The 15,318-nt window shown below is 62.8% G+C and carries 18 protein-coding genes; all 18 read right to left on the bottom strand.

What is annotated here, in order from left to right:
* Positions 1-74: 74 nt before the first annotated feature.
* Positions 75-509, bottom strand: a complete 435-nt coding sequence (locus HY737_03830; GenBank protein ID MBI4597513.1) for a GspH/FimT family pseudopilin — start codon at positions 507-509, stop codon at positions 75-77.
* Positions 510-621: 112 nt separating this feature from the next.
* Positions 622-1,041, bottom strand: coding sequence for a type II secretion system protein GspG (locus HY737_03825; GenBank protein ID MBI4597512.1), 420 nt, complete (start codon positions 1,039-1,041; stop codon positions 622-624).
* Between the two features lie 25 nt (positions 1,042-1,066).
* On the bottom strand, positions 1,067-2,347 hold the full coding sequence (locus HY737_03820) for a type II/IV secretion system protein (GenBank protein MBI4597511.1): 1,281 nt from the start codon (positions 2,345-2,347) through the stop codon (positions 1,067-1,069).
* A 2-nt stretch (positions 2,348-2,349) separates the two neighbouring features.
* The gene (locus tag HY737_03815; GenBank protein ID MBI4597510.1) at positions 2,350-4,101 is read right to left on the bottom strand and encodes a type II/IV secretion system protein; all 1,752 of its coding nucleotides are present in this window, start codon (positions 4,099-4,101) and stop codon (positions 2,350-2,352) included.
* Positions 4,083-4,427: a cupin domain-containing protein gene (locus HY737_03810; GenBank protein MBI4597509.1), complete on the bottom strand. Its 345-nt coding sequence runs from the start codon at positions 4,425-4,427 to the stop codon at positions 4,083-4,085. Before HY737_03810 ends, HY737_03815 begins: the two co-directional genes overlap by 19 nt.
* Positions 4,424-5,086 (bottom strand): nickel pincer cofactor biosynthesis protein LarB, encoded by a 663-nt coding sequence (gene larB / locus HY737_03805; GenBank protein ID MBI4597508.1) that lies wholly within the window; start codon positions 5,084-5,086, stop codon positions 4,424-4,426. Before larB ends, HY737_03810 begins: the two co-directional genes overlap by 4 nt.
* 12 nt (positions 5,087-5,098) lie before the next feature.
* The gene (locus HY737_03800; protein ID MBI4597507.1) at positions 5,099-5,410 is read right to left on the bottom strand and encodes a helix-turn-helix domain-containing protein; all 312 of its coding nucleotides are present in this window, start codon (positions 5,408-5,410) and stop codon (positions 5,099-5,101) included.
* Positions 5,411-5,436: 26 nt separating this feature from the next.
* On the bottom strand, positions 5,437-5,970 hold the full coding sequence (locus HY737_03795; protein MBI4597506.1) for a polymer-forming cytoskeletal protein: 534 nt from the start codon (positions 5,968-5,970) through the stop codon (positions 5,437-5,439).
* A 23-nt stretch (positions 5,971-5,993) separates the two neighbouring features.
* On the bottom strand, positions 5,994-6,458 hold the full coding sequence (locus HY737_03790) for an MgtC/SapB family protein (protein ID MBI4597505.1): 465 nt from the start codon (positions 6,456-6,458) through the stop codon (positions 5,994-5,996).
* Positions 6,455-7,480 (bottom strand): tRNA (adenosine(37)-N6)-threonylcarbamoyltransferase complex transferase subunit TsaD, encoded by a 1,026-nt coding sequence (tsaD, locus tag HY737_03785; protein ID MBI4597504.1) that lies wholly within the window; start codon positions 7,478-7,480, stop codon positions 6,455-6,457. The genes HY737_03790 and tsaD overlap by 4 nt, the downstream gene beginning before the upstream one ends.
* A 4-nt stretch (positions 7,481-7,484) precedes the next feature.
* Complete coding sequence (locus tag HY737_03780) at positions 7,485-8,777, bottom strand: S41 family peptidase (protein MBI4597503.1); 1,293 nt, start codon at positions 8,775-8,777, stop codon at positions 7,485-7,487.
* A 37-nt stretch (positions 8,778-8,814) separates the two neighbouring features.
* Complete coding sequence (gene gatB, locus HY737_03775) at positions 8,815-10,266, bottom strand: Asp-tRNA(Asn)/Glu-tRNA(Gln) amidotransferase subunit GatB (protein ID MBI4597502.1); 1,452 nt, start codon at positions 10,264-10,266, stop codon at positions 8,815-8,817.
* Between the two features lie 10 nt (positions 10,267-10,276).
* A complete protein-coding gene (gene gatA, locus HY737_03770; GenBank protein ID MBI4597501.1) occupies positions 10,277-11,752 on the bottom strand; it encodes an Asp-tRNA(Asn)/Glu-tRNA(Gln) amidotransferase subunit GatA in 1,476 nt (491 codons plus the stop codon).
* The gene (gene gatC / locus HY737_03765; protein ID MBI4597500.1) at positions 11,752-12,045 is read right to left on the bottom strand and encodes an Asp-tRNA(Asn)/Glu-tRNA(Gln) amidotransferase subunit GatC; all 294 of its coding nucleotides are present in this window, start codon (positions 12,043-12,045) and stop codon (positions 11,752-11,754) included. Before gatC ends, gatA begins: the two co-directional genes overlap by 1 nt.
* A 32-nt stretch (positions 12,046-12,077) precedes the next feature.
* Entirely contained in the window at positions 12,078-12,914 is an 837-nt protein-coding gene (gene rsmA, locus HY737_03760) for a ribosomal RNA small subunit methyltransferase A (GenBank protein MBI4597499.1), read from the bottom strand.
* 76 nt (positions 12,915-12,990) lie between these two features.
* Complete coding sequence (locus HY737_03755) at positions 12,991-13,887, bottom strand: 4-hydroxythreonine-4-phosphate dehydrogenase PdxA (GenBank protein ID MBI4597498.1); 897 nt, start codon at positions 13,885-13,887, stop codon at positions 12,991-12,993.
* Between the two features lie 3 nt (positions 13,888-13,890).
* The gene (locus tag HY737_03750; protein ID MBI4597497.1) at positions 13,891-14,856 is read right to left on the bottom strand and encodes a peptidylprolyl isomerase; all 966 of its coding nucleotides are present in this window, start codon (positions 14,854-14,856) and stop codon (positions 13,891-13,893) included.
* Positions 14,853-15,318, bottom strand: a 466-nt coding sequence (locus tag HY737_03745) for a transcription-repair coupling factor (protein ID MBI4597496.1), incomplete at its 5' end; no start/stop codon positions are given. The genes HY737_03750 and HY737_03745, both read right to left, overlap by 4 nt.

The following is a 15,318-nucleotide window of genomic DNA, read 5'->3' as shown; positions in this document are numbered from 1 at the left end:
TTGGGCGCGCAGGTGCGGTGCGTCATTCGAAGAGAGTCTAGCATGCTCTTTTGTCTCCGTCAAGCTGAATCCCGCTACTCTACGGTGATAGCGCCGGTGGCCGAGGTGACGGTGATCGTCTGGGTTTTCTTCTGATCGGTCAGTGTCAGGACGACACTGCGCCCGGCGAGGGATCCGGAGGACGTGAACGTCAGCCGATCGTCCTCGCTCGGCTCCCCGCCGACCGACAGCTCAATGGTGATCGTGCTGGGCAGCCGGATCACCCGCTCGAGCGGCTCATTCGAGGCGGCCCGGACAACACGCACGATCCGCTGGGTGTCATCAAACACCACCGCGTGGTCCTCATGCTGGCTAATGGCGGTGCTGCGCGCCAAGGAGATGAGCCCGACCATTTGCCGTGTGGTGGCCTGAAATCGCAATCGATTCGCGAACTGCATCATCGCCGGCAGCCCCATCCCGAAGAGCATGCCGATGATGGCCAGCACCACGAGAATTTCCACGAGCGTCATGCCATGCCACTGCGACCCAGGACCCAGGACCCAGGACCCAGGACCACACGAGCGTTCGTCGTGTGTCGTGTGTCGTGGGTCATGGGTCATGGGTCGTTGGTCGCCTTTTCGCTTACCAGTTGACGATGTCGTCTCCGGCTCCCGCGTCATTGACGCCGTTTGGCCCTAACGAATACAGGTCAAAGGAGCTCGGCCGGTGCTCCGGTGACCCGCCATTGGCCGAGACATAGATATACGGACGCCCCCACGGATCGATGACCTCCTCGTCCTTCACGTCGTCCTGCTTGAATTCCATGTACGGGCCGTTCCAATCCGGGTTTTGCGGATCCTCCTGGAGTGCTAAGACGAGCGCGGCATTATCAGTCGCCGGGTACTGCCCCATGTCGCTGTTATACATGGCGATGGCCGTCTCCAGCGAGCCGATCATGCCTTTGGCTTTCGCCACCGCCGCGCGCCGTCGGGCGGCCTGCGCGCCCGCCGTGACTAAGCCCATCAAGATGCCGATAATAGCGATCACAACTAATAACTCCACGAGAGTAAAGCCTCGGGGCATTGTTCTACTCATAGTCTTGGGTCTCCCGTATCACTTCCTCCGCGGTTGTCAGGCCGGCCAGCACTTTGGCCACACCATCTTCGCGCAGACTCCGCATGCCTTGCGTCCTGGCCCATGCGCGAAGCTCCGTCGCGCTCGCGCGCTCCAGCACCAGCGGAGCCAGCGACTCATCCATGGCGAGCAGCTCATAGATGCCCACACGCCCCTTGAACCCGATGCCCTGGCAGGCCTCGCATCCCACCGGCTTCATCAAGGGCTGCGACAGATCGCTTTGGACCAGGCGCAAGGCTTCAAGCTCCTCCGGTGAAGCCTCGTAGGGCGCTCGGCACGCTGGACACAGCGCCCTCACCAGGCGCTGGGCCGCCACCCCGGTGATGGTCGAGGTCAGCAGAAACGGCTCGAGCCCCATATCGAGCAGGCGCGTCACCGCCCCGGGCGCATCGTTCGTGTGCAGCGTTGAAAACACCAGGTGCCCGGTTAAGGCCGCCTGCACCGCGATCTGCGCCGTCTCCTGGTCGCGGATTTCCCCCACCATGATGACATCGGGATCATGGCGGAGAATCGAGCGCAGGCACATGGCGAAGGTCAGCTCGATTTTCGGGTTCACCGCCACCTGGATCAAGCGGTCGATGTCATATTCGACCGGATCCTCCGTTGTGATGAGTTTCCGCTCCGGCGTGTTGAGCTTGTTCAGGCAGGCATACAGCGTCGTCGTTTTCCCCGCGCCCGTCGGCCCGGTCACCAGGAGCAAGCCGTTCGGGCGCTGCAGCAATTTCTCGATCGTCGCTTCGTCCTGCTCCGACATGCCCAGCTGCATCAGCGTGAGGCTCACCGAGCTCTTATCCAAGACGCGCAACACGATGCTTTCCCCGTGCACGGTCGGCAGGGTCGAAGCGCGCAAATCGATCTGCCGGTTGTTGACATTCAGCAAAATTCGGCCATCCTGCGGCAGGCGCGATTCCGCCACATCCAGATTCGCCAGAATCTTCACGCGCGAGGCGATCGCAAACGCCAGGCTCCGCGGCGGATTGGCCACCGCGTAGCACCGGCCGTCGATCCGGTAGCGCACCACGACATCGTGTTCAAACGCCTCGATGTGGACGTCCGACGCGCGGCGGTTGACGGCTTCCATCAGCATCGTGTCGACCAGCTTGATAATGGGCGCTTGGCTGGCCAGTTGCTGCAAGGCAGCGCTATCCTTGGCGACGTCAGCGCCGACCGGGCCGGCTTGCGCAAACGCCTCGGTGAGCGCGCTGACCTTCAGCAAAGGATCGGGAGCAGGCATCGTTATCCCTCCACCACCACCCGCAGGACTTCCGAGACGGTGGTGAGGCCCTCGCGGATTTTTGCCGCGCCGTCATCCCGCAGGCTGCGCATCCCGTCTCGCACCGCGGCCGCCCGAATCGTGGAGGCGCCGGCCTTCGTCACCACTAGCTTGCGGATGGCGTCGGTGACGATCAGCAGCTCGAAGACTCCCAAGCGGCCGAAAAATCCTGAGTTGCGGCACGCGTCGCATCCTTGGCTGCGGATGACTTGCGAGACTTCGGGGGAGCCGAGGAACGCCCGCTCTTCGGCGGTGGCGTTATCCGTCAGCCGGCACGCGTGGCAGAGGCGGCGCGTGAGCCGCTGCGCGAGCACGCCTTGCACGGTGGACGCGATCAGAAACGGCGGGATGCCCATGTCAATCAGCCGGGTGATGGCCGAGGAGGCGTCATTCGTGTGCAGCGTGGAGAGGACGAGGTGGCCGGTGAGCGCGGCCTGGATGGCGACTTGCGCCGTCTCCTGATCGCGGATTTCCCCCACCATGATCACATCGGGTGCTTGGCGCAGCATGGAGCGCAGCCCCGCCGCAAAGGTGAGGCCGATGGATGATCGGACGTTGACTTGGTTAATGCCGGCCAGCTGATACTCCACCGGATCTTCCACCGTAATGAGCTTGCGATCCGGCTGGTTCAGCACGGACAGCGCGCTATAGAGCGTGGTGGTTTTTCCTGAGCCGGTCGGCCCGGTCACCAAGACCATCCCGTGCGGGCGGCGGACCATGGTGTTCCACCGGGCCTGGTCATCGGCAGACATGCCCATCTCGGCCATGCCGCGGATGGGCTGGCTGCGATCCAGCAGCCGCATGACCACGGATTCGCCATGGGTCGCCGGCAGCACCGACACGCGCACGTCCAACGGATGCTCCTGAACCGTCAACTGCAAGCGGCCGTCCTGCGGCAGGCGCTTTTCGGCGATATTCATGCCGGCCATGATTTTCAGCCGGCTGACCAGCGGACCGTGGAGCGCCTTGGGGGGCTGATTCACGTCATGGAGCACGCCGTCGATGCGGTAGCGCACGCGGACCTGGGCGGTTGCGGCTTCCAGATGCACGTCGCTGGCGCGCAGCCGCACGGCCTCCATCAGCATGGAATCGACGAGTTGGACGATCGGGGCATCCTCCGCGCTCTCTTTCGCCTCCGGCCGTCGGGTTGCGGTTGGGGCTGCGGCCACCTGCTGAGGAGGCGCGGCGACGTGGGCCGGCGCTGGTGCGGGTGGTGCTGCCGGCTGCGCAGGCGGCTTGGCGGCTGCGGGCGGCGGTGAGGCGGCAGGCCGAGCGGGCGCGCGGAGCGCGGCAAAATCTTCCGGGCGAATCAGGATGGCTTCAAGCGGGCCTCCGGCTGACGCGGCAAAAAAATCCAACGCAAACACGGACAGCGGGTCATCCGTTGCCACCAGCCACCCTGGCTGGCGCGATTCCAGCGGCGCAAGCCGATGGCCCGCCCATAGCGATTCAGGGGGTGCCGCCGGCATGGCGCGCGCCGCCTGCCCTGCGGAGGGGCTCCATCGCTGGGGCATGCCTCCAAGTTGCGCGGCCAGGCGAACGCCGGCCTCGGCATCGCGCAGCAAGCCGAGGCGGACTAAAATTTCGCTGAAACGCTCTTGCGTAGTGCCCAGCTCGCGCTTGGCCTGCTCAAGCTGCTGCGGTGTCACGATTCCCAGGTCTTTCAGCCGCGCGCCGACCGCGTCAGGCCGCAAGGTCATGAGGGTGGCTGGCATGAGGCTCCGGTCACGTACACATAGTGGGCGTTCGTCGATCCTCGATTGACCACGCGGTGCATGGTCCAAGACGGCAGATGCGCGCAGCGCCCAGCCGCCAGCGGCACTCGGCGAACGCGCCGCATAGATGGTTCAACCTCCACGGACAGCCGACCGCGCAAGACGATGAGCAATTCCTCGCGGGCTCGCGTTGAATGCCAGTCCATCATGCTGCGAGGGGCCAAGATGACGGAGCCGGCCCTCAACCCCTGCGCCTTCGCCGCGGTGAGCCGTCCTCCTCGACGATATGACGCCACGCGGATCTTCACGCGGATCGCCCGGCTCATCGCTGCACGTTGATGACATGCGCCAGGTAGCCCGCGCCGAATCCGTTGTCGATATTCACCACGCCAATCCCCGGCACGCAGCTATTCAACATCGTCAATAGCGCGGAGAGCCCCTCGAAGCTCGCCCCATAGCCAATACTCGTCGGCACCGCCAGGACCGGGCATCGCGCCAATCCAGCGACGACGCTCGCGAGTGCGCCCTCCATGCCGGCGGCCACCACGATGGCGCGGGCGCGCTGCAGCAGCCGGTGATATTTCAGCACGCGATGCACACCGGCGACCCCCACATCGTAGAGGCGCGCCACGCGGCTGCCGAGAACTTCGCTGGTGACCGCGGCCTCCTCGGCAATCGGCACATCCGACGTGCCGCCAGTCACCACGACGATGAGGCCGCGGCGCGTCCGGCGCGCGGCAGGGACATGGAACGCCATTCGCGAGAGCGCATCATAGCGCAACGCGGGAAGCTGCCGGGCGATGCCGGCGAAAACCTCAGGGGCAAGGCGGGTGATGACGATGAGCTCATTCGCTGCCAGCATGCGGCGGGCGATGCGCACGAGTTGGCCCGGCGTTTTTCCGGACCCGAGGATCACTTCCGGGATGCTTCGGCGCTGCCGGCGATGCAGATCGAGCCGCACGTCAGACGCTTTACGGCGATTCATGACCGAAAACGATCAGCCGGCCACGATCAGATAGACGACAACGATGGCCAAGAGCGTGGCGGAGACGATGTAGAAATCGTAGAAATAGAAAAAATCTTTCACGCGTCCCAATCGGGACGACGGATGCGCTGCGCGATGCTTGTTGGGCACCTGGCGGAAGCGCAGCTTGCTTTTCACCACCTCGACTTGCTGCGGCCGGAAGCGGAGAAATTGGCCGCCGAGCTTATAGCCGGTCAGCTGCCCTTGCCGGACGAGCTCTTCGACATCCGCATCTGTAATGCCGAGGAATTGCGCCACTTCACTGATGGTCCACAACTTCTCCATATTCGATTACAGTAATTATTCCGTTTTTATTTGATCTTCTCGTGGGCCAACCACTCTTCGATTCTCGCGCGGTCAAACCGCCACGTCCCGTTGTCCTGTTGAGCCGGCAAGCGGCCGGTCTTGGCCCACTCAATCACCGTGCCGGACTCCACTTCTAAATAGCTGGCCAGCTCCTCGAGGCTCATCCAGCCTCGGCTGCCTGGAGTGGTTTGCGCCACCATCTCCACGCTGCCATGCAGGATCGCCCCCTCATGAACCGTCAGCCGCGGCGTGCTGATTTTCCCCGTGACCCGAGCACTCGCCTGCAGTTCGATCCGCGCGGTCGCTGACACCGTGCCCTCGAGGGTTCCGCCGATGGTGATGGTATCTCCGGTAATGGTGGCGTTGACGCGGGCTTTCGGCCCGACCAGCAAATTGCCCTTCGTCTGCAGGGTGCCTTCGAACTGCCCGTTGATCTGGAGGTTCACCGGGTCCTTAAACGTCAACGTTCCGGTCATGCTGGCATCGACCTCGAGCCATCGCTCATCGGCCGATTCGTGCTTGCCCCGCCCCAGCGCCATCGCTTCCTCCCTTCGGGTTGCTCCTACGGCTCTTCTTTCGGCTGCTGATCGTCCCCGTGATGCGTCGTGCTGCGTATGGCCCGCTCAATCGGTGACAGGGCGAACAGGGTCACGATCACGATCAACCCGGCGAGCCCGGCGGCCAGATGAAATCCCGCTCCTACGGCGATGCCGATGCCGCCGGCAGCCCAGAGGCTGGCCGCCGTGGTGAGGCCGCGGACCGATCCGCCAAAACGGATAATCGTGCCCGCGCCGAGAAACCCGATCCCGCTGATGATTTGCGCGGCCATGCGCGTCGGATCCACGGCCTGCAGCCCATACAGCTCGGCGCAATACACGCCGGTCAGCATGATCAGGCACGATCCCACCCCGACGAGGATATGCGTGCGGAAGCCTGCGGCTCGACCGTGCCGTTCCCGCTCAAAACCGATCAGCCCTGAAATGGCCGCGCTCGCCAGCAATCGAACAATGATCACCTGAGGCGTCATGCGAGGCACAAATTCGAGTCCGGAGCGAGTGTTAACTCGGCGACGCGCCCCCGCTGCAGCAAGGGAAAGCCGATGCCGGCGATCATGGCGCCATTATCGACGCATAAGGACGGCGGCGGAAAGACAACCGTGAGTTGATGGGCCGCGGCGGCTTCGCCGAATTTCGTTCGCAGGCGGTTGTTCGAAGCGACTCCGCCGCCCACGACCACCTGTTTCATGCCGGCGCGCTGGCAGGCCTTGAGCGTCTTCCCGATGAGCATATCGACCGCGGCTTCTTGGAAGCTTGCGGCAATATCAGCAACCTGACGAGGCGGGAAGCGAGAGCCTGGAGGCTGGAGGGACCCGCTAAGCTTTTGCACGTAATGGAAGACGGCGGTTTTCAAACCGCTGAAACTGAAGTCGAATGCGCCTTTGGTCTGGCCTCGCGGGAACTTCACCGCCGTCGCCTCTCCCTCGGTTGAAAGCCGATCAATGACCGGGCCCCCGGGATAGCCCAGCCCTAAGAGTTTCGCCACTTTGTCGAACGCCTCGCCCACGGCGTCATCCTGTGTTTCGCCGAGCACTTCAAAACGGCAGTCGTGGTGCGCGACGCACAGCACCGTATGCCCGCCCGACACGACCAGGCCGATGTACGGAGCCTGAAGCTGCGGGGCCGTCATTTCTCCAGCGTACAGATGGGCGGCCAAATGGTCAACTGGAATCAGCGGGCGTTCAAGGGAGATCGCCAAGCCCTTGGCAAAGGCCACACCGATGAGCAGCGCGCCTGGCAAACCGGGCCCTTGCGTGACGGCAATCGCGTCAAGATCGCCCGGGGCGCATTTCGCATCGGCCAAGGACTGCGCGAAGACATCCCAAATGGTTTCCACATGGGCGCGCGCCGCGATCTCAGGGATGACCCCGCCGTAGGGGCCGTGGAGCGAGAGGCTCGAGGCCACCGTGTTGCTCAACACGGTGCGGCCGTCCTCCACGATGCCGATGGCCGTCTCGTCGCACGACGTTTCAATGCCCAGAATCCGAATCATGCGTTCACGAGCGGTTCTCGGTCGCCGCGAGCCGCTCGTTCGTCTGATACACCTTAATCCCCTTCAGCAAATCCATGGCGCGGGCGATTTGGTTGTCTTTCCGAAGCTTGTCCGCCGGCGGCTCAGGAGCCGTCTGCTCGATTTTGTCGAAAATTTCTTTCGCTTGTTCTTGTTTGGACGCGGGGTCTTTCGCGAGTTGGATCGGCACCTCCACGTCCGGGGGGATCCCCTGGCCGTGGATGGAGCGGCCCTTCGGCGTGAAATACTTGCTGGTCGTCAGCCGCAGCGCGCTGCCGTCCTTCAGCGGGAAAATCGTCTGCACCGACGCCTTGCCGTGGGATTTCGTGCCGAGCACGACGCCGCGGTGGTGGTCTTGAATCGCCCCGGCCACGATTTCAGAGGCTGAGGCGGAGCCCTCATTGATCAGCACGACCAGCGGCAGCGCGCTGATCGGGCCGTCCATGCGGGAACGCATTTCCTGATTTTGATTCCGCAGCCGTCCTTTCGTGCTGACGATGAGCTGGTGGCGATTCAGGAACAGCTCCGCCACCGACACCGCCACATCCAGCAGCCCGCCGGGGTTATTGCGCAGATCAAAAATGAGGCTGTCCATGTGCCGCGCTTTCAGCGAGTTGATGGCGCTTTCCAGGTCCGCCACGGTGTGCTCGCCGAAATCCGACAGGCGGATATAGCCGATTTGCTCATCAAGCATCTGGGCGTCTTTCACGCTTTTCACTTTGATGATGGCGCGCTCCAGGCTGACCTCTTTCAATTCGCTCTCCCCTTCCCGGAGCAGGGTCAGAGCAATTTTCGTGTTGGGTTTGCCGCGGAGTTTGCGCACCGCTTCGACGATCGTGATCCCCCGGGTGAGCTGCCCGTCGATCTTCACGATGCGGTCGCCGGACCTCAGCCCGGCCAGGGCGGCCGGCGTATCATCGATCGGAGAAATGATGGTCAACAAATCGTCTTTGATGGTGATCTCGATCCCTAAGCCGCCGAATTCGCCCTCGGTGTCGATTTTCAGCTCGTTGTAGCTGTCCGGATCGAGAAACTGGCTATACGGATCCAGGGTGGCCAGCATGCCCTTCAACGCGCCGTAAATCAGCTGCTGAGCCTTGGGCTCCTCCACATAATCGGATCGCACGATGGAGAGCGCGTGCTCAAAGAGGTCGAGCTCTTTGTACAGCTCCTCATTGTCGCTCGCCGTTGAATCTTTCGCGCTAAACACCGCGGTCGGCGCAACCACCAAGGTTGCGGCGGCCACGCCACTGATAAGCCATGCCCACACCGTGCGCATCCACCCTCCTTGCGTCATACGCCCCGCGAGATCCCCTCTACACATGCGGTTTCACTTTGGCCTGATCGAGTTTCCGCTGGAGCAGCCCCGTCATCTGCTGCGGATTGGCTTTCCCCTGCGACTGCTTCATCGCTTGGCCCATGAGGAAGGTCAAGGCGTTGGTTTTTCCCTTCAGGTACGCCTCAACCGAATCCGGATTCGCGGCCATCACAGCATCCGCCAAGCGCTCAAGGGCCGCAGGATCGACGATCTGCTGCAACTTGCCGGCCTTCACCAGCGCGATCGGATCGGCCTGCTGCTCAAGCATCTGCACCAACACGTCTTTGGCCATCTTGCCGGAGATCGTGCCGTCCTCGATCAATTGTACCAGATGCGCGAGCCATTCGGGACGGATCCGTGCTTGCTCGGGCTCCAGCTTCTTGGCGTTGAGATACGCCATGAAGTCTCCCATGATCCAGTTCGCCGCGAGCTTTGGCGCAGCCCCGGCGCTGATCGCGCCCTCAAACACATCGGCCAAGACGCGGTGCTGCCGCAGGACCCTGGCATCATAGGCCGAGAGCTGATAGGCGGCTTGGAAGCGCGCGGCTCGCTGGGCGGGCAGCTCAGGAAGCTGCTGCTGGATTATCTTCATCTGCTGCGGCGAGAGCCGAAACGGCACCAAATCCGGTTCGGGAAAGTAGCGGTAATCGGCCGCCCCCTCCTTGCTGCGCATCGACTCGGTCTTCAAGCCCTTCGCATCCCAGAGCCGTGTTTCCTGCGGGATGCGCTCGCCGCGATCCAGCACCATCGCTTGCCGTTTCATCTCATATTCGAGCGCTAATTTCACGGCGCGAAACGAATTCAAATTCTTGATCTCGACTTTTGAGCCCAGCGCGGTCGCCCCGGCCGGGCGCAGCGAGACATTGGTGTCGCAGCGCAGGCTGCCTTCTTCCATGTTGCAGGTGGACACCTCCAGGTACTCGATGATGGCCTTCAGCTCAGTGAGGTAGTCGTAGGCCTCATCCGAAGAGCGCAGATCCGGCTCGCTGACAATTTCCAGCAGCGGCACGCCGGTCCGGTTGAAGTCGACGTAGCTTTCGGTTTGGCTGGCCTCATGGAGCAGCTTTCCCGCGTCTTCTTCCATATGGATGCGGAGAATGCGAATCCGCTTCGGTTGGCCGCTCGCACCGATATCCAGGTAGCCGTGGTGCGCCAAGGGCTGATCGTACTGGGAAATCTGGTAGTTCTTCGGCAGATCCGGGTAGAAATATTGCTTGCGATCGAATTTCATCGTGGGGGCGATCTGGCAGTTGAAGGCCAGGGCCACTTTGATCCCCCACTGGAAGGCGCGCTCGTTCAGCACCGGCAAGACCCCTGGGAGCCCAAGGCAGACCGGGCATGTTTGGCTGTTGGGTGTGGCTCCGAATGTTGCCGAGCAGCCGCAAAACAGCTTCGTCGCTGTTTTCAGCTGGAGATGGACTTCAAGACCAATGACGGGTTCGTATTCCATATGTGAGCTTTCAGCAATCAGCGATCACTGGTTTGCGAAGATGCCACTCCGTCGCCTGCTCATACGCATACGCGGCCTGCAGCAGGACGTCTTCGGCAAACGGTTTCGCGAGCAGTTGCATGCCAATCGGCAGCCCGGATGTCGTCAAGCCGCACGGCAGCGATATCGCCGGCACGCCGGCAAGGTTCGCCGAAATCGTGAAAATATCCGACAGGTACATTTGCAGCGGATCATTCAGCTTTTCGCCGATCGTAAATGCCGGTGTGGGCGATGTGGGTGTCAGGATGACGTCGAGATCCTGAAACGCGTGGTCGAAATCCTGCTTGATCAGCGTGCGCACTTTGAGGCCTTTGAGATAATAGGCGTCGTAGTAACCCTGTGAGAGGACGTAGGTTCCCAGTAAAATCCGCCGTTTTGGTTCAGCCCCAAACCCTTCCGTTCTCGTGCGAACATACATGTCAAGGAGTTGGTTCTGTCCCGAGTCCCGAATGCCGAGTCCTGAGCGGAAGCCGTATTTCACGCCATCGTAGCGGGCGAGGTTCGAGCTGGCTTCACCCGTGGCAATGATGTAGTACGTGGCGATGGCGTATTTCGTGTGCGGCAGCGACACCGGCTTGCAGGAGCAGCCTAATTGCTCAAAGACCTTCACGGCCTGGTCAATGGCGGCGCGAACCTCGGGGTCGATGCCGTCGATCAAGTACTCCTTCGGGATCCCGATGCGCAGGCCCTTCACCGGCTGGCGGAGCGCTGCGGCATAATCCGGAACCGCCACCGGCGCTGAGGTCGAATCCCGGGGATCATGGCCGGCAATCACCGACAGCAGAATCGCCGAGTCTGTGACATCCTTCGTGATCGGACCGATTTGATCGAGTGAAGAGGCAAACGCGACCAACCCGTACCGCGACACTCGCCCATACGTCGGTTTCAACCCCACGACGCCGCAGAACGCGGCCGGCTGCCGAATCGATCCTCCGGTGTCTGAGCCGAGCGCGGCGATGGCGCAATCGGCGGCCACCGCAGCGGCGGAGCCGCCGCTTGAGCCTCCGGGAACCCGGTCCATCGCCCACGGATTTTTCGTGACGCCGAAGGCCGAATTTTCCGTCGAAGAGCCGAAGGCGAACTCATCCATGTTCGCGCGGGGGATCAGCCACGCCCCGGCGCGCTGCAGCCGCTCGATGACCGTGGCGTTATAGGGCGAGCGGAACCCTTGCAGAATACGCGAGGCGCACGTCGTGTCTTCGCCGGCGATACAGATGTTGTCTTTAATCGTCACCGGAATCCCGTAGAGCGGGCCCCGCGACCCTGGATCGCCAAGCGCGCGAAGCCTCGGAAGGTCGACCGCCAGATACGCATGGAGCGCGGGATTGCGGCGTTCGATCCGATCCAGCACGTCGCGCAGCACATCCGCGGGCGCAATCTCCCCGCGAGCGATCAACGGCTGCAATGCATGAATGGCCTTCGCGGCAAGCGAGCCGGCGGCGGGCATTAGCCTTCGATGACTTTCGGCACTTTCACGAATGGCGGGTGAGCCGCCGGGGCCAGCGAGGTCACCAGGGCTGGATTCAGCGAGGGGGCTCGTTCGTCGGCTCGATGCACATTGGACAGCGGCAAGACATGGCTGGTGGGCTCAACACGCTCGGTGTTGACGGACTGCAGCTGCTGGACATACTGGAGGATCTCATCAAGCTGCGCGGCGAGCTGTGCTAGGTGCTGGCCTTCGAGCCGCAGGCGCGCGAGATGCGCGACGTGCTGGACAATATCCGTCGTCACAACGCTCATATCACGCCATTATAGCACAGGTGTCAGACGTGTCAGACACTTCCTGAGCTGATAGCATTGGCGAGCGCGGCAAACTGGGCGAGCGAGAGCGTTTCTCCGCGGACATGGGGCGGGAGGCCGGCGCGCTCCACGAGAGCTGCGGCATGGCTCCGGGCCAGGCCGAAGGCGCTGTCGCAGAGGCAATTGATGAGCGTTTTCCTCCGGTGGGAAAAGGCGGTTTTGACCACCTCGAACAACACGGTTTCATTGTCCACAGCCGCCGGCGGCTGTCTCTGCGGGCGCAACCGAAGGCAGGAAGAATCGACGTCCGGCTGCGGGAAAAAGGCGCTGCGGGCCAGGCGGAAGATGCGCGTCGCCTCCCAGCTCCATTGCATCAGCACGCTGAGCCGGCCATACGCCTTGGTGCCCGGCCGCGCCGTCAGCCGATCCGCCACTTCTTCTTGGACGATCAGCACGGCGCGCTGAATCGCGCGGCGCTCCTCGCACAACCGCGCGACGATCTGGGAGGTGATGTGGTACGGAATAGCGCCCACCACAACGGCAGGGTGCGGCGATGGCCACGGCATCTCGAGCATGTCGGCGCACTGGACGTCAACATGGCCGCGGCCGGCAAGACGCCCTCTGAGGAGAGCGGCAATCCCCCGATCCACCTCGATCGCGATGACGTGCCGCGCCCTCTCGGCCAGCGGCTCCGTCAGCGCGCCTAAGCCCGCGCCGATCTCGACCACGGTCTCTTCTCCAGAGAGCTCGCACGCATCCACCACCCGGCGAATCGCCTGCGCATCAATGAGATAGTTCTGCCCTCGCCGCTTCGTCAGCCTCAAGTCGTGAGTCTTGAGAAGCGATTTCAATTCTAAAACAGTCAACATGGTCACGGCGACTCAGGACATATGACCCAAGACACATGACCAAAGCCGGCATGCGTCATGGGTCATGCGTCGTGCGTCATGGGTCGCCTTTCTGTTGGATCAGTTGGCAAGCCAGATGAATCGCATACGCCATCGACCCCGGATTCGCGATGCCGCGCCCGGCGATGTCCAGCGCGCTGCCATGATCAGGCGCCGTGCGCGCAATCGGCAATCCTAAGGTCACTTGGCAGCCCTGATCGCGCGCGAGCATCTTAAAGGGGATCAAGCCTTGATCATGATACGGGCTGATGATCGCATCGTAGGCGTGCCACCCGCGGCTGCCGAAGAACCCGTCAGCCGCAAACGGGCCGTCGCAGACGATGCGCCGGGCGCGCAGCGCCCGGAGGGCGGGAATGATCACGCACCGCTCAACTCCGGAGCGCTCCAGCTCCCCGGCATGCGGATTGACACCGCAGATCGCCAGTCTTGGATGCGCAATCCCAAAGCGGCTGCGCAAGGCTTGGTGCGTCATCGCGATCGTGGCCTTGACCAGCCGCCTCGTCACGGCGGAAGACACCGAGCGCAGCGCGAGATGCCGCGTCAGCAAGGCGACCCGCAGGCGGTCTGAGGCGAACATCATGACCGCATCGCGGACGCCGAAGGCCTGCGCGAGATATTCAGTATGCCCCTGGAATGACGGCCGGCAGCGCTGAATCTTCCATTTGGTGATCGGCGCGGTGACCACGGCATGAATCTGCCCTGCCCGAGCCAGCGCGATCGCCTGATCAAGGCACGCGAGCGGAGCCAACGATCGGCGGGGTGCCGGGCACGCGAGCACCTCCGCCGGCATGGAGGCGGGAAACAGGCGGCGATCGCCGATAACCAGCAGCCGCACGCCTGGGGGGCGGCGCATTCGGCGCAAGGCGTTGCGAATGATTTCAGGGCCGATCCCGTCAGGATCGCCCATCGTAATCGCGATGGTTCGAGTCGACATCAATTAGATGTTAGGTATTTCAATATACGCCTTGCGCTTGATGTCGCCGATCCAGCGCAGGAAGGCGTCTTGGAATTTGCGCTGATAGATCTGCTGGTACACCGACCGGTGCGCCTCGGTCAGCGAGAGGTGTTCCGAGGCGCGCCGATCATCCACGCGCAACAGATGGACTCCGAGCCGGCTGTTGATCGGCGCCGAGATCTCTCCGGGTTTCAGGGCGAAGAGCGCTGTATCCAGCTCCGGCATCAGCTCGCCTTCGGCGACCCAATCCATGCGGCCGCCGTCGTCCTTTTGGTCGTCCTCAGAATATTGTCGCGCTAACTGCTCGAACTCCGCCCCAGCCAACGCTTGCCGCCGGATATCTTCGATGAGCGCGCGCGCTTGCTCGACCGGCCGAGCCTCGGTGACGCGGATGAGGATGTGGGACGCCTTGATGCGATCGCCTTTCTTGGCCAGCTCCGGGTGCTGGCTCAGCTCGCTGGCCACCTCTTGCGGGCTGACCGTGATGGTGGCGCGGACTTTTGCATCGACCAGCTGCTGCACCAGCAATTGATCCCGAATCTTCTCCCGAACCTGCTCCTCGGACATGGCCATCTGCCGCAGCTGATCCGCCACCTCCTCGGGCGATCCGAGGCGCTCGCGGAACTGGTCAAACCGCCGCAGGACCTCAGCCGACTCAACGGTTACACCGGCTTTTCTCGCTTCCTGCAGCAGCAGGCGCTGCTCGATGAGCCGCTGCAGCGCGAACTCGCGCATCTTCGGCGCCTGCTCGGCCGACGCCTCATCCGGGCGATCAAGCATAGCCTCGGCTGAGGCGCTGACATCCGCCTCCGTGATGACGTCTTCATTCACGATCGCGGCGATGCGGTCGACAGTGGCCGCCTCGCCCATTCCCAACGCACAAAGCAAGGCGATATCAGATATCAAAAGGGCTTTTGATATCTGATATCGAGTCTTAGGACGAGTCATCGGGTTTCCATCACGAGTTCGCGCACGCGGTCAGCCGGCGGCATCGACGCCTCCCCCTCCCGAAGCCGCGCGACCGCCTCGCGCAGCAGCCGGCAGTACAGATCGAATCCGATAGCGCTCACATGGCCGGATTGCTCCACCCCGAGCAGATTGCCGGCCCCGCGGATCTTCAGGTCCTCCATCGCAATGTTAAATCCTGATCCCAGCGCCGTATGCTCCGCCATCGCTTCCAAACGCTTGCGAGCTTCCGGTGTGAGCGCCGTGGAGCGCGCCACCACCAGATAGGCGTATGCCTTTCGATCAAATCGCCCGACCCGGCCTCGGAGCTGATACAAATCCGCGAGTCCGAAGCTCTCGGCATCGTTGACGATCAGCGTATTCGCGTTAGGAATGTCAATGCCGGATTCAATGATCGTTGTGGTCACCAGCACATCGACCGCGCCTTCCATGAAGGCCATCATC

This window comes from Candidatus Omnitrophota bacterium, assembly GCA_016209275.1.
Lineage (GTDB): Bacteria > Omnitrophota > Gorgyraeia > Aquiviventales > Aquiviventaceae > JACQWM01.
This window is presented reverse-complemented; position numbering and strand designations above follow the sequence as displayed.